Here is a 22,810-nt window from a genome sequence, read left to right as displayed (position 1 = left end):
AACTTATACGTCAACGGTACCGCAGAAACGGTAACCTTCACCGTGGATAGTCACGATCAGTTCGTCAGCGTTCACTTCTGATTCAAAGTGCTTACGTATACGACGAATAGTTACATCAACAGTACGGTCATTCGGGCGTAATTCACGACCTGTCATTTCCATAATCAACTGTTCACGAGTCAAAATTTTGCCAGGATTGCTTAGGAATAAATGCAACGCGCGGAATTCACTGCGTGGTAGTCTGAATTCTTTCTTACTAGGAGAAATCAAACTACGGCTATCGCCATCTAATGTCCAACCATTAAAGCTAACTCGACTTGGTAAGTCATCGTCTTCCGCGTTATTCAATGTACGAGTCAGCAAGTTTCTAGCTCTGATGGTCAATTCACGTGGGTTAAACGGCTTAGTTAAATAATCGTCAGCGCCGATCTCAAGACCCAATATACGATCAACATCGTTGTCGCGACCAGTCAAAAAGATTAGACCGATATTTTTACGATCTCGCACTTCACGAGCCAAAATCAAACCATTTTTACCTGGTAAGTTAATGTCCATGATCACTAAATTTATTGCGTGATTTTCAAAAAACTCATGCATTTCACTACCGTTCTCGGCTTCGAACACATTATAGCCTTCTGCTTCAAACAGGCTCTTGAGGGTTGTTCTAGTAACAACTTCATCTTCTACAATCAAAATATTGGGCGTCAGCATCGTTTTCACACCATGTTAAAAATATGGATAAAAGTTTATCAGAAAATATCTAAAAATCAGGGTTTTATCTAGATTAAATTTTAGCTAATGCAAACAACCCGCCAAACCCGACAAATAATATGCCGAAAAATGACTACATCCGTTGTATTGAAGATATTTTCCACTACGCAAAGTATGTGGGGATATAAATGTAAATTGCAAACACAAAATAACTGATTAGTTTTTGTGCGCCGATGTTTGGGTTGCTTTTTTGACCGGAAACAAAATGGTGAACTCGACGCCCTGCCCTTCTTCACTGGTCAGTGCTATCGAACCATTTAACGCTTGAGTGACTAAGTTGTATACCAGATGCATACCTAGGCCACTCCCGCCTTGCCCACGCTTGGTGGTGACAAACGGATCAAAAATACGCTTACGTAAATACTCAGGGATACCCGCGCCGTCATCTGAAAATACCACGCTGATTTTTTTATCGGCAATCAAACTGATTTTGATGTTAATTGCACCTTGGTCTTTGTTCTCAAAGCCGTGAATGATGGAATTCATAATTAAGTTGATCATAATTTGGTTAATTGGGCCCGCTTTAGACTCAATATACAAATTTTCAGGACATTCCACATTGATGATGTGCGTCATGCTTTTCAGTTTCGGGCGCATGGACAACAAAATTTCATCCATCAATTTTGAAAATGAGAAAACACGGTCTACCTCTGATGATTGATCTACCGCAACTTGCTTAAAGCTAGATATCAACTCCGCCGCTCGGTTTAAGTTGCGATAGATAATATTGAGGTTTTCTTGGCCCTCTGAAATAAACTTGGATAACGAGCTGGCCTTTAGCGTTTTATTTTCAAAGTCTTTCTGCATGCTAGCTAAACGGTCAAGCATCATGGTTGACGCCGTTACACCAAGACCAATAGGTGTGTTTACCTCGTGAGCAACCCCAGCCACCATATCGCCAAGGGAAGCCATTTTCTCGTTTTGCACCATTTGACGCTGAAATTGATGCAGTTTCTCTAAGGTTTGAATGAGTTCGTTGTTTGCTTCTTTTAAAGCAAGCGTGCGCTGAGTGACCTTTTCTTCGAGGCTACTGTTGAGTCGTCTGTGCTCTTCTTCGGCCTCATTTTGCCGCTGCAGATGTTCTTGTGTGCGCTGCATCATGGCATTAAATGCATCACTGAGTATATCTAGCTCTTTGATGTTGCTCGGCTGAGCTCGCCCTGAATAATCTTTGTGACGAGAAATGCGTTGCACCAAGTGTGCTAAATTGCGGATCGGCGCGGTGATTGTGTTCTGTAACTTTAAGGTAAGCAAGAAGCACAGTAGTAATGACAAAAGCAGCACGCCCACAGCTATTCCTACTGAGCGAGAGATTAACCGCTCAAGCCCATCAGCTGAAGCGCGCACATAGGTGTAACCCAATAACTGCCCATCATCGCGGTTAATTTCGCGTATCACCTCAACTGTGCTGCCATCAATGGCCGCTTGAGATAGTGATTCAATACGATCGAATTTGGCATTTACAGGTGCGACACCGTCTTTGTTGTAACTGGCGAAAAATTCTAATTTACCACCTTCTACAAAGCGATAAATATGCACATTTTCTAATATATCCGATGCACTGAGTGTGCTGAGATTGCGCTCTTCATTGAAATTAAGCTCATCTTCAATTGTGGCAACCGCATTGCGACTGATGAGCTCAGAAAAGATATTGACGTTGTCAATTAGTTGAAGACGGTAACTACTGATTTGACCATATAAATTAATGCAGGTTGCCAAAAGCAATGCTAACGAGGTAATCGCCATTACAACCCAAATAATTAGGCTTTTAATAGACAAAAAATTACTTTTAGCATGCATATTTTAAAAATGAAACCTTAGCAGAGTCTATCCAACATATTGAGCTAAACCAGTGGAAAATGAAACAGTTAATCTTATCTGAGGGGACTTTATTACTCCCACTGCGTTTCTATTTTCGTATCAGAAGTAACAATTCTGGTTCAGATAAACCCCAATCACCTGCAAATCGACTTAGGGTTACTTGAAATTCTGGACTGCGTAGGTCTTTTTCGGATGCACCTCGCATATCAGGCAAGTCTGATAAACATAAACAAATCATGTCACCGGATTTCACACTTAGCTTTTTTATATCGACAGGAGATTTCTTATAGATCAGGTGCGGGCAAGCCTCTTCCCGCCCACTAGATTGCAAACGTTGTTCTGGCATTGCCTGTAGTTTAATGGCAAATAGCATACCTACAATCAGGCCCAAAATTACTCTAAAGAGCATGCTTCTCGTGAACCTCACTCAGCACTAATCACCAATTGCTTCATGGTATAAGGCTAAATACTGCTGGGCAGCTTGCTGCCAAGTAAATCGGCTGTGCATAGCACGCATTTGCGTAGCTTTAAAACGCTCTGGATATTCACGGTAGAACAATAGCGCCCGTTGAATACAGGCTAGCAAGGCGTCGCTGTCTGGATGCTCGAACACAAAGCCGGTTGCTTGCTCTGGGTCATCTGCAAGGTCAGTAACCGTATCCTTCAAGCCCCCAACACCACGTACGATGGGCAAGGTACCAAAGGCAAGACTATACATTTGATTTAGGCCGCAAGGCTCGAATAAAGAAGGCATTAAGAAAAAGTCACTGCCCGCTTCGAGCATATGGGCTTTTTGTACACTGAATGCTTCGATAAACGCGAGCTTTTGTGGATGTCGCTGTGCAACACTACGCAATGTATGGCTTATCTGCGGGTCGCCTGTACCAATAATCACCAACTGAACATTATGCTGCATGAGTTGCTCAAGCATAGGCAATATGTAGCCAAAGCCTTTTTGTTCAGTTAATCGACAGACCATGCCCACCAGCGGTATGCCTAAATCTTGCGGTATTTGTGCTTCTCGCTGTAAATCAATTTTGCACTTCTCTTTACCGCTCATATCATCAGCGGTATAGGTTTGAATAATGTGCGGGTCATTGATGGGATCCCACTGGGTGTAATCACAACCATTTAGAATACCGCTTAAATCATTCCGGCGCTGCTGAAACTCATGGTACAAATGATGCGAGCCCAAAGGAGTTAACAATTCTTGGGCGTAATTTGGACTCACCGCATTAATTTTATGCGCATAGCGAATACCCATGCGTACAAAATTCAATGCATCACCGTCTAATTGCGAATGAAGTAAATAATGCGGCTGCAAAAAAGGAATATCTGAAAAACGATGTGTGCCCTGATATGCGCCATTATGAATAGTAAAGATACTGCGGCTTCGATCAAAGAAGCCGCTGTCATCAATGCTCATAAAATAAGGCGTTAGCGCCGTATGCCAATCGTTGCAATGCACAATATCTGGCTGGAAATCTAACGCTTTTGCGACTTGCAACGCCCCTTGGGCAAAAAAGGCAAAACGCTCAGCGTTGTCAGGATAAGCGTGATAGCTATCAGAATATAATCCATCACGTGCAAAGTAAGCTGGGTAATCTATTGCGTAAACGGGCACATTGCCAATCTGTAAGCGTTTAATCGTAAAATCGTAGGGTTTGCGGCTGGCAAAAAGTGCCTGAGGCTCAGCGCAATCTTCACCCGGATGTTGCTCTGCCAACATTTTGTAGTAAGGCATAACAATACACACTTCGTGGCCCATTTCGCTTAATGCAATGGGGAGCGCTTTAGCTACATCTGCTAGCCCGCCAGTTTTAACCAGATCTTCAACCTCAGATACAACGAATAATACTTTCATCAACACTATACCCCATTGGTTTCTCGATTCACTGCCCTATCGGAAAATCATAGCGATACTGATTAACATGGACTCAAAGACATATGCTTGCTCTATTAACGCATTAATATAACTGCAATCAACGACGACAACAATAAACACTAAACTTAGTCGTTTCTGTTAACGTCTGAACGGATTTGAACTGTTTGTCGAGTTCATCCGCGTAGCGCAAAAACTTATTGGCCACCAAAATCAGGCTGCCTCGGTCTTGTAAATGGTTTTTAAGCTGCTGCATAAAACCTTCCGTAACCGAGTAATCTGTTTTAATCCCCGTGTGAAACGGTGGATTGGTAAACACTTGGGCAAATTTCCCCGTCAACGCCCGTAAGCCATTTGAGGGAATTACCTGTGCTTTTACACTATTTAACTCAGCACTTTTCTGCGAGCAATATATAGCCAATGCACTCACATCACTCATCACGACCTGAGCTTGTGGGTTTTTAAGGCCCGCGAAGCAACCGATAATACCCGCACCGCAAGCAAAATCTAAAATACGACCTGACACCACCCTGTCGATGTTATCAAGCAATAGTTGCGTACCTTTATCCAACTCACCATGACTGAATACCCCCGGCAATGAGCACACTTTAAAGCTAATATCAGCAACTTGCTGCTCTGATACATCTTGCCATTTTGTGATATCAAATGGCGCCACAGGTTTATCAACCACAGCTGCAAACATGGCGCAGTGACGAGCAGAGTCAATTTTATTCACATTATCTGAGTAAGGGGTTAAAAGCTTAGCCGCACTTTTGATACCGCCTTTATTCTCACCTACCACCAACAAAGTAGCGCCAGGTTTCAAACATGCCACGATATTCGCGAGCAACATTTGCCCATGGGCTTTCGCTTTAGGTAAATACAAGACTGCACCGTCAAACGAGACATCGGTATCATATGCAGCTACAAATTGGTGCTGAGTGTCGCGCCCTTGAGCTTTCGCCGCTGCAATACTTTGCTCATAAATATCAAAAAACTGATGAAAACCATAAACTTCTGGATTCGAAAGCTCTGAAAAAACGTGGCCATCGGTGGGGTTTACGAGCAACCATTTTCCTTGCTCGAGTAGCTCTTCGCTACGCAATAATACTTGGCTTGCTGCACTTAACATCATGCTACTCTCTCGAACATCAAATCCCACACACCGTGGCCTAAACGATGGCCGCGCTGCTCAAACTTAGTCAACGGCCGTTGCTCTGGGCGTGGTACATAATCACTGGTAGATGACAAGTTCTTATAACCCGGCGCTACGGCCATTATTTCTAGCATATGCTCTGCGTAGTTTTCCCAGTCTGTCGCCATGTGAAAAACACCGCCAATCGCTAATTTGCTACGTAATTTTTCAACAAACTCAGGCTGAACAATACGGCGTTTGTGGTGACGCTTCTTGTGCCAAGGATCTGGAAAGAACAACTGCATGCGGCTCAAGCTGCCATCAGCAATACAATCGGCCAAGACTTCAACAGCATCATGTTCATAAACACGTAAATTGGTTACACCTTGCTCTTGGGCGTCAGCGAGACATGCACCAATACCAGGGCGATGCACTTCAATACCGATAAAATCCTTGTCAGGCTCATTTTTTGCCATAGTGACTAATGATTTGCCCATACCAAAACCAATTTCTAACACCACTGGTGCCGTGCGACCAAACACTTCGTTCATATCGAGCAAACCAGATTTATGCTCTAAGCCCATGGTTTCCCAATTGCTTTCGATTGCCTTTTCTTGGCCCTTAGTTAAACGACCTTCGCGCTTAACAAAGCTCTGGATTTTACGGATATAAACGCCGGATTCGGCTGCTTCTTCTTTGGATTTAAATTGGCTCATGATTCTTCTCGTATCTCGCTGTACTTAGCAGCCGCGCATTATGCCGCCCACTACAGGTATTGCAAGGCTATAAGGGTAATTTAGCTGAAATTTTCAGCAAAATACTGAGCCAGCGCTGCGGGCTGCTCTAAAGGCAACATATGTGCAGCGGCGTCAAAAATATGCAAGCGACTTTTGCTTAAACCCGCGCCCAGAGCTGTTATCTTGCTAGGTGGCGCTATTTTATCTTGCTCACCCACTAGCAAATGTAGCGTAAAATTGGCATTTGCTAGGCGTGCTGTTAAATCTTCACGCTCACTCAACGCCGCCATTTGTGCGGCCAAAACAGCAGGTCCTAAATCGCTTTCCATCGCTTTAATGATGTCTATAACTTGGCTGTTATCTACCGATAATACGAATTGCTTCAAGCGGTTGCCACTCATGCCCTGATACTTTTTATTCTTTATTGCCTGAATAATATTGTTGCGTGCTTGGCGTTCCTGTTGATCAAATTGGCCTGGGTAACTACCAATCAATGTCAGTGAGGCGACTCTGTTAGGTTGCTCTAAGGCCGTTAATGCGGCGACGTAACCGCCCATGGAGAAACCAACCAAATGTACGGGCTCATCAAAATAATCTAAACGGTCGTGACTCAGCGCCAACATTTGCTTTAAAGATTCGGCCCATTGCAGCGGTACAAATGCGCGTTTAGGAATGTCAATGGCGCGCCAGCAAGGCATAAATACTCGCTCATCGCATAAAGTACCGGGATAAAAAATCACCGGTTGTTCAAGAGTAACCGAGGATGCTGCTGGGGGAGGAGTTGTTGTCATTTCAAATGAACCATTTATCTGTAATTGAGGTATGATCGAGGCATAACTTATAAGTGCATAAGCAGTATACCAACCCGTGCAATCTCAGTCTCAGCTAACATCATCTTTTGCAAACCGAATATTGACTTGGTTTGATAGCCATGGTCGCAAAGACTTACCCTGGCAGCAAGGGAAAACCCCTTACTCTGTTTGGGTGTCAGAAATTATGCTTCAACAAACCCAAGTCAAAACGGTTATTCCCTATTATCAAAAATTTATGCTGCGCTTCCCTGACATTTTAAGCCTAGCCAGTGCCCCGCAAGATGAAGTGCTGCACCACTGGACGGGTTTAGGCTACTACGCTCGCGCTAGAAATTTACAAAAAGCAGCACAAGTTATTCGTGATGAATATAATGGGGCATTCCCCCAAGATATAAACGATGTAGTGGCTTTGCCAGGTATTGGCCGCTCTACTGCTGGTGCAGTACTGTCATTGGCCTGCGGGCAAGATCACAGCATATTAGATGGCAACGTGAAGCGAGTGTTAGCTCGCTATTTTGCAGTTGATGGTTGGCCGGGTAAAAAAGACGTTGAACAAGCGCTATGGCAATACGCCGATTCGCTTACTCCGAGCTCACGTACCGGCGATTACACACAAGCTATGATGGACATGGGTGCCACTATTTGCACTCGCAGCAAACCAAAATGCGATAGCTGTCCTTTACAACAAGGCTGCTTGGCTTTCGCTCAAGGTCGCCAAAGTGAATTACCCGGTAGAAAGCCTAAAAAAGACACTCCAGTTCGCACCACTGTCATGCTCATACCTATGTGGCAGTCTCAGATTTTGATTTATCAAAGGCCACCCGCAGGCTTGTGGGGTGGTTTGTGGGGATTTTATGAAGCGGACACTTTAGAAACACTGGACGAAGCAGCTCAGCAACTAGGATTAAGCGATTACACGCGAGTTACCCTTGAGCCTTTTCGCCATACATTCAGCCACTTTCATCTAGATATTCAGCCGGTTATTTTGCAACTCAAACAACCTACATCATTACAGGTTAATGAAAAGCAACAGATCTGGTATGACTTACTCAACCAACCGAATATTGGCTTAGCTGCGCCCACCAAAAAATTACTCACGATATGTGAGACACAGCTTTAAAGAGCATGCTATTCGACGTGATACATTGCTTAGCACGCAGCGTTGAATTTGCTAGAATGCGCGAAACAAGGCCGGTATTTGCTGGCCTTTCATAAACAATGTGAGGATTAGCATGAGCAGAACGGTATTTTGCCAGCACTTAAACAAAGAAGCTGACGGTTTAGACTTTCAACTTTACCCAGGTGAACTCGGTAAAAAGATATTCGATAATATTTCTAAAGAAGCATGGGCTGAGTGGCAAAAGAAACAAACCATGCTAATTAACGAAAAAAAGTTAAATATGATGGAGCCCACTGCACGTAATTTCCTCGAAACACAAATGCAGGCGTATTTGTTCGAAGGGAAAGAGCCTGATATTGAAGGTTACGTTCCGCCTAATTCATAACCAAATATGTGAATTTTCGATAAAATTGTGCACAACTCAACCAGTGGCGCACATTTTTCAAGCAAACAGTCAATAAAGCGAAAATAAATCGCATAAAGTAGTTGACTTGAATGCCGAGAATCCGTTTAATACGCACCCACAACGAAGCAGGCACAAGCCAGCAACGTTACCAGATTTGCCCAGATAGCTCAGTTGGTAGAGCAGAGGATTGAAAATCCTCGTGTCCGTGGTTCGATTCCGCGTCTGGGCACCATTATTGAAAACAAAAAAGCCTCAACGTTGTCCGTTGGGGCTTTTTTGTTTTTGGATTGTCCCAAGACGTGGGTACCGCGACTGGGGTGAGGCTAGTCTCTTTAGCTGCGTAGCAGCATCTGGCTGAACGTCCTGCCATGGATGGTAGGGCTGGTAACAAACACCATGGATGGGATGTTACATCCACACCTCTACACCCCTCTGCACTCGCACGCTTTAATACTTTTACATCTCTTCTTGCTCGTTTTGCATTTCCGCCCTTTTGCTCAGCCCAGCTAAAAAATTCACGACTCTGTGTTTTGATAACCTCAACGTTGTCCGTTGGGGCTTTTTTGTTTTTGGATTGTCCCAAGACGTGGGTACCGCGACTGGGGTGAGGCCAGTCTCTTTAGCTGCGTAGCAGCATCTGGCTGAACGACCTCCCATGGATGGTACGGCTGGTAACAAACACCATGGATGGGATGTTACATCCACACCTCTACACTCCTCTGCACTCGCACGCTTTGATACTTTTACATCTTTTCTTGCTCGTTTTGCATTTCCGCCCTTTTGCTCAGCTCAGCTAAAAAACTCACTGCACGATGTTTTGATAACCTAAACGTTGTCCGTTGGGGCTCTTTTGTTTTTGGATCGCCCTAAGACGGAGCACTATCGACCTCCCCTATTCCAGAAAGCTGATCTATCAGAGGGAGCAGCGAAATGATGTAGAGCAATGTAATTATTTCCCTTCGATGCTCTTAATTTCTCGATCGTCTTCACCGCTCACCTTTCCCACGCGCAACCTTTGCACTATTGAGTAAAATAATAACGTTCTTTTGAGTGCCACTCCCACCTTGCTAACGCAAGCCCTCCCTTGGTTTAACATTAATTAAAAGCGGTGACCTGCAACAGGCAAACATTTATTCAAGCTTATTGGGATGGAATTTGCTTTGTCTGTTTTGATAAGTTTTAAGTACTTCATTCTAAGCTGGCTTTATGTGGAATATCGTTGCGTTAGTTAGCTCGGTTGGTTGAAAAGGAATGAAGGTTTAGAAAGAGGAAATGTCATCTCGAATTTCGACTAAAAGGAGAAGCTAATATGAGCACGACAAAATACGTTACCGTTGAAGGACATCAGATAGCATATGAAGAAATGGGAGAAGGTACTCCTTTGTTGTTATTTCATGGTATACCGACGAACAGGACGCTGTGGCGAAACGTTATGCCACAACTTTCCTCCCACTATCGAGTAATAGCACCCGATTTGCTCAATTACGGCGAGTCAGACATGCCACAAGACACTGATGTATCTATCAATGCTCAGAGCCGGATTATGAGTAAGTTTATGGGGGCGCTCGGGATCTCTCGTGCCAATATAGCCGGCCACGACATCGGCGGTGGTGTGGCCCAGCTAATGGCCGTCAAACATCCGGAGAAGGTCAATGCAATCGTGCTAATTGACAGTGTGTGTTTCGATTCTTGGCCCATCCCCGAATTTGCCCCTCTTTTAGAGCCCGGCGTAGAGGAAAAAACCACTTCTGACGAACTAGTTAATATTCTAAAAGATTTTTTGCCTAAAGGCGTCTTTGACCAAAGTGTGATGACCGAAGATCTCGTTCGCTTGTATGTGGGCCAATGGAGTAGTGATCAAGGAAAAGCCGCTATGTTTCGCAACTTAAGAAGGCTTAACAAAGAGTATACTCAGGCTATTGCAGGCGAGCTCAAACACCTTCCCCATGAAACGCTAATACTGTGGGGCGATCACGATAATTTTCAAAAGCCTGAATATGCTCCTCAATTAGAACAGGCCATTCCCAATGCATCCCTAGTATGGTTGGTGAACGCTGGCCATTGGTCTATCGACGAGCAACCGGAGAAGGTCACAAAACTGATCGGTGATTTTTTGCAAAAGAATGGCAATCACCAATAGCTTATTTACAACACCATAATAACTAGCTCCGAGTGAAGGCTCGGAGCGAAAACCGCAATGAAAGTCGGTAGGCCTATCGGCGACAATCTATTTGAACCCGTCACAAATTTACCTATTTCGGCGCTACATCATCCCGTAGCCTCTCAAGCTTGTGCTCCTTGAATAGCGCTACTTTTGAGTCCCTTCATGACAACCAATCACGGCTCAAGCTTATGAACTAAGCTGTAATATAATTTTTGTTAGAAGACGTTCTAATTATGTCAGTGTTCACGCCCACTATTTTGATTTGCTTAATAAGCATTTACTGCTCTACGGTATTTGCTCAAAACAAGCCAAAAATCGAGTTAGCCAATCGTTTTAATGATGCTGTTAACGTCTCTGACTATCTCGTGAGTGAAAAGCTAGATGGTATTCGGGCTCGTTGGGATGGTAGTAGATTGCTCACGCGCACGGGTAATCCCATTTTTGCCCCGCAATGGTTTACCAAGGACATACCCAAACATATTTTTGATGGTGAATTATGGATTGCCAGGCAACGCTTTGAGAAAACAGCTTCAGTGGTGTTAACCCACGAGCCGGGTGCCGGCTGGCGAGAGGTAAAATTTATGTTGTTTGATTTACCCGAGTTTACAGGCGCATTTAGTGAACGTTTGCGAATGCTGGAAGTATTAGTGCAAAAAGCGAAGCTACCTCACTTGCAAGTCATCCCTCAACAAAAGCTCCATAGTAAATCAGCACTTATGCAGTTGCTTGAGCAAGTAATTGAAGATGGGGGTGAAGGATTAATGCTGCACCACGAAGACGCTCTTTATACGCCCTCACGAAGTGACAACGTGTTAAAGCTTAAGAAGCACAAAGATGCTGAAGCCATAGTTTTGGCGCATTTACCAGGTAGTGGCAAGTACCAAGGAATGATGGGCTCTATTCGCGTGCAGATGAGCAATGGTAAAGTCTTTAAAATTGGCAGTGGCTTTTCTGATCAAGAACGCTTGTCACCACCACCCATTGGGGCAGTGATCACTTTCAAATATTACGATTTGACCATTAACGGGATCCCCAAATTCGCCAGTTATATTCGCCAAAAACCAAGCTATTAAAATCTTACGAATTACATAAATGGTTGTTCACACTTAATTAGTCGTTATAATCTCAGCAGATTATTTAGCAGCAACGATAAGCAGGGTGATCCCTGACGTGGAGAAAATAGTGAAACGTAAATTTTTATTGTGCATGTTTTTAGGCTTAGCATCGATTTTCACAGCTAATGCAGCGGTTAACTCTGATGATGAAATAAAATCACGTATTGCCCCCGTTGGCAAAGTACATGTTGCCGGCGCTAAAGCTGAAACGGCGTCTGCTGGCGGACCACGTTCTGGCGCTGACGTTTACGGAGCAGCGTGTGTGGCGTGTCATAGCTCTGGTGTTTTGGGTGCACCAAAATTCCAAAATGCTGCTGATTGGGCACCTCGCCTAGAAAAAGGCTTCGATACCGTATGGCAAAATGCCATTAACGGTATTAATGCGATGCCTCCTCGTGGAACGTGCGCAGATTGTTCAGATGACGAGATAAAAGCAGCTATCGAACACATGACAGAAGGTCTGTAATTAGTTGTTTTCGTAAAAATTTGTTCATAAAAAGGCCACCTTAAGGGTGGCCTTTTTGTAACGAATAGTTTATTTTGGCCTTATAAAAATAATTATAAATAGACTGTTTGTGCACGCGTTCTCAACCCATATTCAAATGAACAATATCCCAGATAACTTATCCATCGAAGAGTTACGTGAATTAGTTCCTCAATTACAACAACTTACTGAAAAATACAAGCATTCAGAAGCAATTCAAAAATCCCTTTTTGATATCTCTGAATTAGCTAGCTCAGTAGGAGAGTTGTCACGTCTATACCCCGCCATCCACGACATTATTGGTCGCTTTATGAATGCCCAGAACTTTTATGTGGCGTTCTACGATCAAGTCGATGAAGTCGTCGATTTCGTATATTTTGTATATTTTGTAGACCAGTTTGACGAAGTCGCTTTGCGTCAAATCCCCGCAAGTGAATTGATGGAAGGTTTTACAGGCTATGTGTTACGCACCGGTGATTATTTATTTTTAACTGAAGAAACCCGCGAGACTCAGCTCAATCAAATCAACGTAAAACAGATAGGTTCCGGCCCTGTTGATTGGATTGGCGTACCATTAAAACGTGGTAACCAAGTGATTGGCGCCATGGTGGTGCAAAGTTACGACAAATCTATTCGCTATAACCAAGAAGATTTAGACATACTACTGTTTGTTTCGCAGCATATCGTTAATACCGTCGACAGGGTGAAAAGCCGCGAAATGAATGAGCAAACCATTCGTGAGCGTACCAAGCAACTTCAGAATATCAACGAAGAATTACAAGAAGAAATTAACGAGCGACAAAAAGTTGAATCGCTGCAAAATGCTCTGTTCGAGATATCAGAGTTGTCTGCCTCGGTAGATGGCAACATGGCGGATTTTTACGCTTCGTTGCATGAAATTATTGCTCGGCTTATCAGCGCACCCAACTGTTATATTGCCACTATTAGTTCGGATAATACCCGCCTTGAATTTCCTTATTATTCTGATGAAATCAACACCGTCATAGAATCAAGAGAAATCGGTTTTGGTCTCACTGAATTCGTGCTTCGCTCTGGTAGTGCTGAGCTTATTAACCCGTCTAAGGTGAAAGAGCTAACGGCAAATAATGAAATAGATGCCATTACCGCCAAGAATATGATCGAGCAAAACAATTCGTGGCTGGGCTCGCCACTTGTGGTAGATGGTGAAATATCGGGTGTTATCGCGATCCAAAGCTATAGCCAGACCGAGCATTACTCGTTGCGAGACCTTGAACTATTACGATTTGTTTCTCACCATATCGCCGTTGCTTTAGAGCGTAAACGCTCGTCAGACGCGATCCAGGCGTATAACCAGCAACTTACTGAGAAAGTTAAAGAGCGCACTGAAGAGCTTAATAAAGCCAACCAATACCTGCAGAAACAAATCGAAGAGCGTAAAGCCATTCAGCAGAAGCTAGTTCACGATGCTCATCACGATGCCTTAACAGATTTACCTAACCGCACCATGTTTAATGCTCGATTGAGCCAGGCTTTGGCTAATAAGAAGCGCTATCAACATAATAATTTTGCGGTAGTATTTATTGATTTAGACCGTTTCAAACAAATCAACGACACCATAGGCCATCACGCGGGTGATTCATTCTTGATAGAGGTCGCCAGTCGAATCAATCAGTGCATTCGGGGCCACGACTTGCTTGCTCGTTTAGGGGGCGATGAATTTGTGATTTTGCTGGATAATTTCGATTCCCCAGAAGACGTTGAGATTATCTCTACGCGTATTATCAACTCAATTGCCACACCATTTGTTTTAGACGGACGAGAAATCTTCTCTGGCGCCAGTATCGGTATTGCATACCTTGAGAGTGGTTACCGCTCTGCTAGTGAAATAGTACGAGATGCAGATGCCGCTATGTACCAAGCAAAATCTCAAGGCCGCGGTCAGTACGTAGTGTTTGATTTGACCATGCGTAAGAAGCTGCTTGAAGAGTTAGAGATTGAAACTGAGTTTCGTAAAGCACTCAAAAGTGAAGCCTTTGATGTTTACTCACACCCCGTCTTTGACATGACAGATAATTCACATCTGTACGACGAATGCAGAGTACGTTGGGTACATCCTAAACTGGGTATTATGGATCGTGACAGCTTTTGGCAAATTGCCGAACATAGTGGTCTGGTGGTTGAGCTGGACAACTACATGCTCAAAGCCGCATACGCTATGTTGAGTCAACCACTGACGTCTTATGCTGCTAGCGATCATTATAAAGTTGCCATTAATCTATCAATCCATTATTTGACCCATAGCGAAGCTGCTGTGCAGCTTATTCAAGATATAAGGGACAGGGGAATTGATCCTAAACGGCTAATTTTTGAGTTTGACGAAAATGATTTAAATCGACGCTCACAGTTCAGTCTGCCAGCGATTAAGCATTTAAAACGATCAGGCATTAAGTTGGTGCTGGACAATTTTGGCAGTGGCTTGGCATCGCTAAGTTACTTGTATTCTTATCCGTTTGATTTTGTCAAAGTCGATCATCGCTTTGTGAAGACTATCCCAAGATCAGAGCGAAATTTAAAACTCATACAATCCGTGTACGCCATGTCAGAACAACTCAGCTTTAGGTTAATCGTCTCAGGGATCAGTGACAAAGAGCAGGTAGACCTACTGCGCTCAGTTGGCTGTCAATTGGGTCAAGGGCCCTATTTAGAAGCCCCATCTCAAGTAACACTGCCGATATAGAACTTACTTTTTGTTCATCATATCCCGCAAGTGAGCAATGCCTGTTTGGCCCTTTTGCTGGCGGGCCTCGGCGCTAACTTTAAGTTTCTTCACTTCCCAGTGAATATCATCAGCGGGTAGTTCGTGTAAAAAGCGACTAGGCTCAGGTTGAATCACTTCACCATATTGGCGACGCTCTTTGGCTAAGGTGAAAAACAACTCCTTCTGAGCCCGCGTGATCCCCACGTAGGCCAAACGACGCTCCTCCTCGATATTGTCCTCATCGATACTACTTTGATGGGGTAACAACCCCTCTTCCATGCCGACCATAAATACGTAAGGAAACTCTAACCCTTTAGACGAGTGCAACGTCATAAGTTGCACCTGATCCGTTTCTTCTGTGTCTTCTCCGCGCTCCATCATGTCACGCAGAATGAGTCTGTTGACCACCTCTTGTAAGCTCATAGGTGGGTCTAGTTCTCCCCCCTCAAGCATATCGCTGACCCACCCAAATAAAGTACTGATGTTGCCCATGCCCATTTCGGCGGCTTTGGGGCTAGTACTACTTTCATAGAGCCACTCTTCGTAACCCATGTCTTTAATCATTTGGCGGATGGCAGCAATACTGTCACTTCGCTTTATTTCATCAGACAACTCCACTATCCAGCGGGCGAACCGCTCAACCGACTCAAGAGACTTACCGGATATCACAGTGCTTAACATCGGCGAACACGCCGCTTCAAACATACTAATATGATTTTCGTTGGCGTAATTTCCAAGTTTTTCTAACGTGACGCGTCCTATGCCGCGGGTGGGTGTGTTGATGATGCGCAGCAAAGCATTATCATCGTCTTGATTCACCAATAAGCGTAAATACGCCATGATGTCTTTCACCTCAGTCCGCCCAAAAAACGAAGTGCCACCATTTATTTTATAAGGGATACGGTTGGCCATAAGGACTTTTTCAAATAAGCGAGATTGGAAGTTTCCTCGATATAAAATGGCGTAATCTTTAAAACTTGTACCTTGCATAAACTTATGAGCAATAAGTTCAGCGACCACCCTCTCGGCCTCATGTTCTTCATTTTTAGCAGTGATGATGCGAAGCTCACTGCCATAGCCTAATTCAGAGAATAACTTCTTCTCGAACACATGCGGGTTGTTTTGGATCAGAATATTGGCGCAATGCAAAATTCGCCCTGATGAACGATAGTTTTGCTCAAGCTTAATCACCCTTAAGTCTGGGAAATCTTTGCTCAATAACACCAAGTTCTGTGGCCTAGCCCCACGCCAGGAATAAATGGACTGATCATCGTCCCCAACCACGGTAAAGCGCGCACGTTGGCCCACCAACAAGCGCACTAACTCATATTGACTGGTGTTGGTATCCTGGTATTCATCCACCAGCAAATAACGAATTCGGCTTTGCCATTTTTGGCGCACTGTTTCATTGTGCTTGAGCAACAAGGTCGGCAACAGGATCAAATCATCAAAATCTAATGCATTGTATGCCCGTAAGTGATTTTGATAACGCTGGTAAAACTCAGCAAACTCCGCTTCCCCTGCTGAGGACGTGCGCTTGAGTAATTGCTCAGGCAGCAACAAATCATTTTTCCAATTAGAAATGCAGCTTTGCAATAATTGCAGTTGTTCTTTGTCCCCCCCCAGCTCAACATCGGTCAAGTCCTTGAGCAGTGTCATGCTGTCTTTATCATCAAATAAGGAAAACCCTGCTTTTAAGCCTAGGGTTTTTACTTCAGCTTTGATAATCCTCAGGCCCAAAGTATGGAAGGTAGAGACCTTTAACCCCCGAGCTTCTTTTCGCCCAAGCGTTTGCGCCACACGCTCTTTCATTTCTCGCGAGGCTTTATTGGTAAAAGTAACGGCGGCGATATAGCGCGCAGGAATATCGCATTCGCGCACTAGGTATGCAATCTTATTGGTGATAACACGGGTTTTACCACTACCAGCGCCCGCCAGCACTAAGCAAGGGCCAGAGATGTAATTTACCGCGTCGTTTTGGCCGGGGTTGAGTTTCATGCAATTCACTTTTGTATTGGGCAGCGAATTGTAATATTAAACCCCCTACGAAGGCGAATAATCCGCAACAAAATCTCTTTGCATGAAGATTGATAGTTGATTAACTGAGCGTATCGTTTTTATGCTGCTAAGCGCTTTGGTATTCGCTACAATAAAGCATCATCATTATCATGGAGCCACCGATGCTTGACCCAAAAAAATTAGAGGATATTGCCAAACAAATTACTGAAGCTATTCCTCCTGGTGTAAAAACCATGGCTGAAGGTGCAGAGTCAAAGGTAAAGCAGGTTTTACAAAGCCAACTGAACAAATTGGATTTTGTAAGCCGTGAAGAGTTTGAAATACAAAGCAATGTGCTTATCCGCACCAGAGAAAAGCTTGCTGTATTAGAAGCTAAGCTCGAGGCGCTAGAAAAAAGTTTACAACAAAAATAGGCCGATTAACGGCCCTTTTGTAATTGGCTTAACTCGTTTTTAAGACTGTTGACTACTACGAGTAAATCTTCTGCTGAGTGTTCAGTGTCCTGAGCGCCACGCATAGTGGACTCAGAAATCGCCGTTATCTCGGCCACTTGCGATGCAACAGAACACGTTACGTCAGATTGCTGTGTGGCCAAGTCTGAAATTTCGCCGCTCATATCATTAATAGTGCTTATTACCTCAGTGATGCGCTGCAAGGATGCTTCAACCACGGCGCTTTCTTCAACGCTGACATCCATTTGCACACGGCTTTGCTCCATACTTAACTCGGTGTCTTTTGTTGCTTGTTGTAGCTTGCTGATGATGTCATGAATTTGATTCGTTTGGTCTTGCGTGCGTTGAGCCAACGTTCTCACTTCATCTGCGACGACTGCAAAGCCTCTACCATGCTCCCCCGCTCGTGCAGCTTCGATTGCGGCGTTTAATGCCAATAAATTAGTTTGCTCGGCAATACCATTAATTGCACTGGAGACCTGCCCTATATTTTTGCTGTCTTCCACCAATCTATTTAACGCTTCTTGTGAGCGGCTAGACTCGGTTTGCATATCACGCATCACAGATTGTAAGCGCCCAACGAGTTGCTTGCCTTGCTGCGCCTCATTGTGGGCAACCTCGGCTGATTCTGTGGCAGTACCTGAGTTTTTATCCACGGCTTGTGCCACTTCGGTCAATTGTGTCATGGAGTGCGAAATAAGTTCGGTGCCGGATTTTTGCTCCGTTACATCGACTTTAGTTTTTGCCGTGATCCCTTTTAAATTTAGAGCAGATTGGCTTAAGGCATCTATCGCATCACTGATACGAGCGACCAATGTTTGCAAGTTCTCAGTCATGTGATTCATATCACTGGCGATATCGCGCATTTCATCTTTGCCTAACACGCTGACTCTTGAACTTAAATCCCCATCAGCGACACTGTGCACCGCATGCACTACGTTTTTAATATTTTCAGTAACGGACAAATACATGCCGATAAATAAATACCCGGCTAGCAATACCGCAATCACTGACACGCTCAAAATCACATTGTTTTTAAACTGAGCTTGCTCAATTCTGTGTTCCAGCAAACCATCAAGGATCGGCACGAGTGAACTGGCAAAGTCACTTAGCTGTTGATTGAGTGATGTGCTCGACAAGAGCAATGTATTGGTATCGATATTGATATTATCTGGATCAAGAATTTGCTGCTGAATAGTGCGCTGATATGCGACTAAATTGCGCTGAAGTGATATCCATTGCTCCCCTGCCGTTTTTTCAATCTCTTGATTAGCTTGCAAACTCACTTGAATACTTTGCTCAAGCCCTTTTAGCATAACGGGTAGTTTTTGATTTGCGTTAGACAAGCCAATGTAGGTATCAGGCGTAAAGCTTCCGGCTTGAGTCACTTTCAACGCTAAAGCGGCGGTCATGGCCAATTGGTCTTGCATTAACGGTAAGCTGCGCACCATGGTAGTAATCAAATAGCTGGTATCCAACGCCAAATCTAACTCCAAATTAGTGGCATCGGCAAGCGCTTGAGATAAACCAGCAAGAGATTTAATCGCCTCTTGCAAATCTGCATTTTCCAATGCTTGTTGATAATGTTCAGCAGCACTATTCACGCGCTTGGATGCCAAGGCGCTGAGAGCTGCCTGGTGCTGACTTAAGGAGGTGGTGAAAGAGGAATTGGTATCAATGAGGCTCGCCGCCAATGCATGTTGTTCATCTTGCAATGCACTGACAAGCGCTACGCCTTGGCGTTCTTTGCTCATAAAACGAATATCATCGCCATACTCATATTGCAGCAACGCTAAGCTTAAAATCAGTGGAACCAGAAAAATAAAACTGATAATGGTAAATTTGACTGAATAACGGAATTGCGACATTAACGTTTTGGCCGGATGGCAAATAGTGACCACTAAGTTACTCATATCACTATCTCCAGTACGTGTGATGTCAATTAAGAAGTTACATAAAATAATGTCCAGCTATGCCAAGGGCGATAGCCATGCCCACATAATTATTGTTTAGAAACGCGTTAAAACAGGCTTGCCTTGCACGCCCACTAATCAAGCTTTGTTGATGGATAAACAGCACTGAGGACAGCAACACTCCGACGTAAAAGGACAGCGTAAAACCCAAGTATTGGCCCATTCCCAACAACATCACGACAACGCTTAGTTGCAGCAAGCCAATGATCAACCTATCGTATTGACCGAACAATACCGCAGTTGATTTCACCCCAATTTGCAAATCGTCATTTCTATCGACCATGGCATACTGGGTATCATAAGCCACCGTCCACAAAACATTAATGACAAACAACCACCAAGCAATAGGAGGTACCGACTCGGTTACCGCCATAAAAGCCATAGGAATTGCCCAACCAAACGCTGCACCTAACACCACCTGAGGGAAATGGGTATAGCGTTTCATAAAGGGATAAACACTGGCTAACGCGAGCGCCCCTAAAGACAAAGCAATGGTCTGCCAATTTAAGGCCAGTACGAGTAAAAAAGCCACCCCGACTAAAGTCGCAAACAGCCCTAAAGCTTGTTTCTCACTGACAGCACCACTGACTAGTGGCCGAGCGTTGGTTCGGTCAACTTTGCCATCGACATTACGATCTGCGTAATCATTGATGACGCACCCAGCCGAGCGCATAACAAAAACCCCTGCAATAAAAATGCCTGTGATGTGCCAAGGTGGTAATCCCTGTGCCGCAATCATTAACGCCCACAGCGTCGGCCACAGTAGCAGGTAACTCCCTACCGGTTTATCCGCTCGCATTAATAGCCAGAAGCCTTGTAATTTGGAACGACTCAATAGTTTATCGGTCAAAATTTGAATCTCTATATGCCGGTGCCTTAGGTAAAAACAATTCAGCGACCATCATCGCGTGTTGTTGGTAGCGGAACACTGATCGCCGCCCCCAAATATCTGTTAGTGGCGGCAAACCGTATTCGCGCAAAAATACTTCGTCCGGTTGTATGCACATTATTTGAAAAGGCTGACGCTTAAAGCGATCATCATTAAAAATTAAATGCCCCAAGGGTTTATCGCCTAAATCTAAAAAATCAGCCTCGCACAAAGCTTGAGGAATAATCGAGCGGGCAAGTACCCAAGGTTGATGATCACCGTGTAAAATAACCTCTCGGACCTGCCACCCCTCCTTTTGTTGAGACGTGTTAGACACGCCGAGCTCAAGGTACTCAGCAGGTGTCGCTAACTCCTGACGTTGACTAACAACCTGCACTTTGAAGTGTTCACATTGCGTTTGCAGGCGCTGCGTTAAGGAGCCGGTATTCAATAACCAACTTTCTAAATGAGCATTAGGGATCGACAACTGTCCTTGGTTACACCAAGTAACGTCGCATAAAGGGAAAGCATGTGAGATAGTCTTTTGCATAGCTCATCATAATATCAACTGAAGTAGCTAGACTAAAGAGTGAATAAATAGTTTTAACGATTCCATGAAAACTTGATAAGCTATTGACACAGAGGAAATTAATGTATCGCCAGCCAAAGAGGTAGAAATGAGCATTGTCAGATTAATTTGTACTTGCCTAGTATTGCTTAGTACGCTGCTCAGCCCCTCTTTTGCTCAAGAAGCCCCAAGCAAGCAATTCGCCTATTTTGGCTTAGAGCCCGACATAGTAACAAACTACCTTGGAACCAGTAATCGTAAACTTGGTTATGTGCGGATTACTGTTGAATTGATGCTTGAAGATGTAGACGCTCTAGAAAAAGCAGATCATCACTCACCGTTACTGCGCGCGACAGCCATTGAGATCTTAGGTCGCCAGCCCGAAGAGCGGGTCAAATCGCTTACGGGCCGAGAAGATATTCGTCGCACCTTTCTTGATACTATGCGTAAATTAATGAAAAAAGAAACCGGCACAAACATGATAAAAGATGTTATTTTCACAAAATATATCTACTACGGTTAAGTCCTTTCACTGCAATTAGCTGCTGATACTTGATTTTTTACCTACGATTCGGCTGAGTATGAAAGCAAAGGCACAACCACTGATTAAGCCGACAGTATGCGCAGTATTTGCCATGCTAACCCACAATATATCGGCATAACCCACCACCAACCATACTAATAAGAAACCGATTAAAGGTTTAGGCATCATAAGCCCCCAAGATGGGCGTAGCCAACCTAACCACCACACACAACCAACCAAAGCATAAACCACACCTGACAGGCCTCCAAAATGCTCGCCACTAACCAGTAGCTGGCCAACATTGGATAGTAACGCTGAGGATAAGAACAAGATGATGAGCGTAGTTTTCCCTAAAAGCCTCTCGATTTGTCCGCCGAGTGTCCACCACCACAACAGATTAAACACAATATGCAGCACCGAGAAATGAATTAGCGCGGGTCCAATTAACCGCCACCATTGATGATTTTCCATTAGCTGGGTAAGTGGCTCGATCGCCAATACCTTGTACGGCCAAAAAAAGCCTACCATGGCTAACAGATACACAATCATACAGGTGAGTAGCACACTGGTTGTAAAAGGAATATCATGCAGTTGTTGCCAAATACCGCTAGCTGAAATACCCGAATTTTTATCACTAAGCCTAACCGTCTCGCCGCTATCCCAAGCGGCTTGCTGGTATTTTTTGTCTTGGGGAGACTGAACAAATTCGCTGGCAATATGGCTAGCAACGTCTTTGTCGGCTTCACTGAGCAGTTGTACACCATGTTCAGCATTATTTTCGTCATTTTTATCGACGTAATACTGAGCGGCTATCCCTTGGCTATTCAAATAGTTTATGAGTAATCGAGCGGCACGTTCTTGATTAAAGCTAACCAGTAAAAAAGGCGCTGACATAGTTTACTCACCACTAACAAAAGGCAGACTCTGGCGCCATGCTTCAAAGCCGCCATCCATGCTGTACACTTCCTCAAACCCTTGATGAAGTAAGAACTGAGCAGCCTGTTGACTGCTGACCCCATGGTAGCAACACACGATCACAGGTGTATCCAAGTCTGTGTCTTGGGTGAAATTCACCAAGGTCCCATTGGTTAAATGAACCGCCCCTTCAATATGGCCCGCCACAAAAGATTGTTCATCGCGAATATCCACTAAACGAGCTTCTTTTGCTGCAAGTTTCTGTTGTGTTTCCAGCACTGAAATATGTGCGAATTGCTCCATTA

At 44.2% G+C, this 22,810-nt stretch carries 21 protein-coding genes and 1 tRNA gene; 9 read left to right on the top strand and 13 right to left on the bottom strand.

Features of this window, described 5'->3' with window-relative positions:
* Positions 1 to 3: 3 nt before the first annotated feature.
* The 7 genes from arcA to GMES_RS14535 all read right to left on the bottom strand — a co-directional run bounded on the left by arcA (position 4) and on the right by GMES_RS14535 (position 7,137).
* Positions 4 to 711 (bottom strand): two-component system response regulator ArcA, encoded by a 708-nt coding sequence (arcA, locus tag GMES_RS14565; RefSeq protein ID WP_006993490.1) that lies wholly within the window; start codon positions 709 to 711, stop codon positions 4 to 6.
* Between the two features lie 216 nt (positions 712 to 927).
* Positions 928 to 2,571: a sensor histidine kinase gene (locus GMES_RS14560; protein ID WP_006993489.1), complete on the bottom strand. Its 1,644-nt coding sequence runs from the start codon at positions 2,569 to 2,571 to the stop codon at positions 928 to 930.
* Positions 2,572 to 2,680: 109 nt separating this feature from the next.
* Positions 2,681 to 3,001, bottom strand: a complete 321-nt coding sequence (locus GMES_RS14555) for a hypothetical protein (RefSeq protein WP_039987524.1) — start codon at positions 2,999 to 3,001, stop codon at positions 2,681 to 2,683.
* 24 nt (positions 3,002 to 3,025) lie between these two features.
* Entirely contained in the window at positions 3,026 to 4,456 is a 1,431-nt protein-coding gene (gene glgA, locus GMES_RS14550; protein ID WP_006993487.1) for a glycogen synthase GlgA, read from the bottom strand.
* Positions 4,457 to 4,574: 118 nt separating this feature from the next.
* On the bottom strand, positions 4,575 to 5,606 hold the full coding sequence (locus tag GMES_RS14545) for a methyltransferase (RefSeq protein WP_039987522.1): 1,032 nt from the start codon (positions 5,604 to 5,606) through the stop codon (positions 4,575 to 4,577).
* Positions 5,606 to 6,325, bottom strand: a complete 720-nt coding sequence (gene trmB, locus GMES_RS14540; protein ID WP_006993485.1) for a tRNA (guanosine(46)-N7)-methyltransferase TrmB — start codon at positions 6,323 to 6,325, stop codon at positions 5,606 to 5,608. The genes GMES_RS14545 and trmB overlap by 1 nt, the downstream gene beginning before the upstream one ends.
* Positions 6,326 to 6,405: 80 nt before the next feature.
* Positions 6,406 to 7,137, bottom strand: a complete 732-nt coding sequence (locus tag GMES_RS14535; protein ID WP_039987521.1) for an alpha/beta fold hydrolase — start codon at positions 7,135 to 7,137, stop codon at positions 6,406 to 6,408.
* 76 nt (positions 7,138 to 7,213) lie between these two features.
* Between GMES_RS14535 and mutY the strand changes: the two genes are divergently transcribed.
* The 7 genes from mutY (at position 7,214) to GMES_RS14500 (ending at position 15,166) form a co-directional block, all read left to right on the top strand.
* Positions 7,214 to 8,278: an A/G-specific adenine glycosylase gene (gene mutY / locus GMES_RS14530; protein ID WP_039987519.1), complete on the top strand. Its 1,065-nt coding sequence runs from the start codon at positions 7,214 to 7,216 to the stop codon at positions 8,276 to 8,278.
* 112 nt (positions 8,279 to 8,390) lie between these two features.
* Complete coding sequence (locus GMES_RS14525; protein ID WP_006993482.1) at positions 8,391 to 8,663, top strand: oxidative damage protection protein; 273 nt, start codon at positions 8,391 to 8,393, stop codon at positions 8,661 to 8,663.
* Positions 8,664 to 8,840: 177 nt separating this feature from the next.
* Positions 8,841 to 8,916 (top strand) — tRNA-Phe (locus GMES_RS14520).
* A 1,077-nt stretch (positions 8,917 to 9,993) separates the two neighbouring features.
* Positions 9,994 to 10,824 (top strand): alpha/beta fold hydrolase, encoded by an 831-nt coding sequence (locus GMES_RS14515; protein ID WP_006993481.1) that lies wholly within the window; start codon positions 9,994 to 9,996, stop codon positions 10,822 to 10,824.
* 257 nt (positions 10,825 to 11,081) lie between these two features.
* On the top strand, positions 11,082 to 11,921 hold the full coding sequence (locus GMES_RS14510; RefSeq protein WP_006993480.1) for a DNA ligase: 840 nt from the start codon (positions 11,082 to 11,084) through the stop codon (positions 11,919 to 11,921).
* Between the two features lie 109 nt (positions 11,922 to 12,030).
* Complete coding sequence (locus GMES_RS14505; protein WP_033185088.1) at positions 12,031 to 12,429, top strand: c-type cytochrome; 399 nt, start codon at positions 12,031 to 12,033, stop codon at positions 12,427 to 12,429.
* Between the two features lie 136 nt (positions 12,430 to 12,565).
* Positions 12,566 to 15,166, top strand: a complete 2,601-nt coding sequence (locus GMES_RS14500; RefSeq protein ID WP_006993478.1) for a sensor domain-containing diguanylate cyclase — start codon at positions 12,566 to 12,568, stop codon at positions 15,164 to 15,166.
* 3 nt (positions 15,167 to 15,169) lie between these two features.
* On the opposite strand, the gene rep is transcribed toward GMES_RS14500, so the two are convergent.
* Positions 15,170 to 17,185, bottom strand: a complete 2,016-nt coding sequence (gene rep / locus GMES_RS14495; RefSeq protein ID WP_006993477.1) for a DNA helicase Rep — start codon at positions 17,183 to 17,185, stop codon at positions 15,170 to 15,172.
* 182 nt (positions 17,186 to 17,367) lie between these two features.
* Here rep and ubiK point away from each other — a divergent pair, with 182 nt between their 5' ends.
* The gene (gene ubiK / locus GMES_RS14490) at positions 17,368 to 17,619 is read left to right on the top strand and encodes a ubiquinone biosynthesis accessory factor UbiK (protein ID WP_006993476.1); all 252 of its coding nucleotides are present in this window, start codon (positions 17,368 to 17,370) and stop codon (positions 17,617 to 17,619) included.
* A gap of 5 nt (positions 17,620 to 17,624) precedes the next feature.
* Here ubiK and GMES_RS14485 read toward each other — a convergent pair whose 3' ends face one another.
* From GMES_RS14485 to GMES_RS14475, 3 genes are read right to left on the bottom strand one after another with little or no spacing between them, the layout of a single operon-like run.
* On the bottom strand, positions 17,625 to 19,571 hold the full coding sequence (locus tag GMES_RS14485) for a methyl-accepting chemotaxis protein (protein WP_006993475.1): 1,947 nt from the start codon (positions 19,569 to 19,571) through the stop codon (positions 17,625 to 17,627).
* A 37-nt stretch (positions 19,572 to 19,608) separates the two neighbouring features.
* Positions 19,609 to 20,430, bottom strand: a complete 822-nt coding sequence (gene ubiA, locus GMES_RS14480) for a 4-hydroxybenzoate octaprenyltransferase (protein WP_006993474.1) — start codon at positions 20,428 to 20,430, stop codon at positions 19,609 to 19,611.
* Positions 20,431 to 20,470: 40 nt separating this feature from the next.
* Positions 20,471 to 21,049, bottom strand: coding sequence for a chorismate--pyruvate lyase family protein (locus GMES_RS14475; RefSeq protein WP_039987515.1), 579 nt, complete (start codon positions 21,047 to 21,049; stop codon positions 20,471 to 20,473).
* 127 nt (positions 21,050 to 21,176) lie between these two features.
* Here GMES_RS14475 and GMES_RS14470 point away from each other — a divergent pair, with 127 nt between their 5' ends.
* Positions 21,177 to 21,590, top strand: a complete 414-nt coding sequence (locus GMES_RS14470; RefSeq protein ID WP_006993472.1) for a flagellar basal body-associated protein FliL — start codon at positions 21,177 to 21,179, stop codon at positions 21,588 to 21,590.
* Between the two features lie 15 nt (positions 21,591 to 21,605).
* Here GMES_RS14470 and glpG read toward each other — a convergent pair whose 3' ends face one another.
* Both glpG and glpE read right to left on the bottom strand, forming a co-directional pair.
* Positions 21,606 to 22,484: a rhomboid family intramembrane serine protease GlpG gene (gene glpG / locus GMES_RS14465; protein WP_006993471.1), complete on the bottom strand. Its 879-nt coding sequence runs from the start codon at positions 22,482 to 22,484 to the stop codon at positions 21,606 to 21,608.
* A gap of 3 nt (positions 22,485 to 22,487) precedes the next feature.
* Positions 22,488 to 22,808: a thiosulfate sulfurtransferase GlpE gene (gene glpE / locus GMES_RS14460; protein WP_006993470.1), complete on the bottom strand. Its 321-nt coding sequence runs from the start codon at positions 22,806 to 22,808 to the stop codon at positions 22,488 to 22,490.
* Between the last annotated feature and the right edge of the window lie 2 nt (positions 22,809 to 22,810).

Source organism: Paraglaciecola mesophila KMM 241 (genome assembly GCF_000315015.1).
Taxonomy (GTDB): Bacteria; Pseudomonadota; Gammaproteobacteria; order Enterobacterales; family Alteromonadaceae; genus Paraglaciecola; species Paraglaciecola mesophila.
This window is presented reverse-complemented; position numbering and strand designations above follow the sequence as displayed.

Bases quoted from the DNA above. Each gene is read 5' to 3' on its own strand.
- trmB (WP_006993485.1), bottom strand. From the start codon at position 6,325: ATGAGCCAATTTAAATCCAAAGAAGAAGCAGCCGAATCCGGCGTTTAT.
- GMES_RS14475 (WP_039987515.1), bottom strand. From the start codon at position 21,049: ATGCAAAAGACTATCTCACATGCTTTCCCTTTATGCGACGTTACTTGG.
- ubiK (WP_006993476.1), top strand. From the start codon at position 17,368: ATGCTTGACCCAAAAAAATTAGAGGATATTGCCAAACAAATTACTGAA.
- rep (WP_006993477.1), bottom strand. From the start codon at position 17,185: ATGAAACTCAACCCCGGCCAAAACGACGCGGTAAATTACATCTCTGGC.
- arcA (WP_006993490.1), bottom strand. From the start codon at position 711: ATGCTGACGCCCAATATTTTGATTGTAGAAGATGAAGTTGTTACTAGA.
- glpG (WP_006993471.1), bottom strand. From the start codon at position 22,484: ATGTCAGCGCCTTTTTTACTGGTTAGCTTTAATCAAGAACGTGCCGCT.
- GMES_RS14500 (WP_006993478.1), top strand. From the start codon at position 12,566: ATGAACAATATCCCAGATAACTTATCCATCGAAGAGTTACGTGAATTA.
- GMES_RS14515 (WP_006993481.1), top strand. From the start codon at position 9,994: ATGAGCACGACAAAATACGTTACCGTTGAAGGACATCAGATAGCATAT.
- GMES_RS14485 (WP_006993475.1), bottom strand. From the start codon at position 19,571: ATGAGTAACTTAGTGGTCACTATTTGCCATCCGGCCAAAACGTTAATG.
- glgA (WP_006993487.1), bottom strand. From the start codon at position 4,456: ATGAAAGTATTATTCGTTGTATCTGAGGTTGAAGATCTGGTTAAAACT.
- GMES_RS14535 (WP_039987521.1), bottom strand. From the start codon at position 7,137: ATGACAACAACTCCTCCCCCAGCAGCATCCTCGGTTACTCTTGAACAA.
- GMES_RS14560 (WP_006993489.1), bottom strand. From the start codon at position 2,571: ATGCATGCTAAAAGTAATTTTTTGTCTATTAAAAGCCTAATTATTTGG.
- GMES_RS14470 (WP_006993472.1), top strand. From the start codon at position 21,177: ATGAGCATTGTCAGATTAATTTGTACTTGCCTAGTATTGCTTAGTACG.
- GMES_RS14545 (WP_039987522.1), bottom strand. From the start codon at position 5,606: ATGTTAAGTGCAGCAAGCCAAGTATTATTGCGTAGCGAAGAGCTACTC.
- GMES_RS14525 (WP_006993482.1), top strand. From the start codon at position 8,391: ATGAGCAGAACGGTATTTTGCCAGCACTTAAACAAAGAAGCTGACGGT.
- glpE (WP_006993470.1), bottom strand. From the start codon at position 22,808: ATGGAGCAATTCGCACATATTTCAGTGCTGGAAACACAACAGAAACTT.
- ubiA (WP_006993474.1), bottom strand. From the start codon at position 20,430: ATGCGAGCGGATAAACCGGTAGGGAGTTACCTGCTACTGTGGCCGACG.
- GMES_RS14555 (WP_039987524.1), bottom strand. From the start codon at position 3,001: ATGCTCTTTAGAGTAATTTTGGGCCTGATTGTAGGTATGCTATTTGCC.
- GMES_RS14510 (WP_006993480.1), top strand. From the start codon at position 11,082: ATGTCAGTGTTCACGCCCACTATTTTGATTTGCTTAATAAGCATTTAC.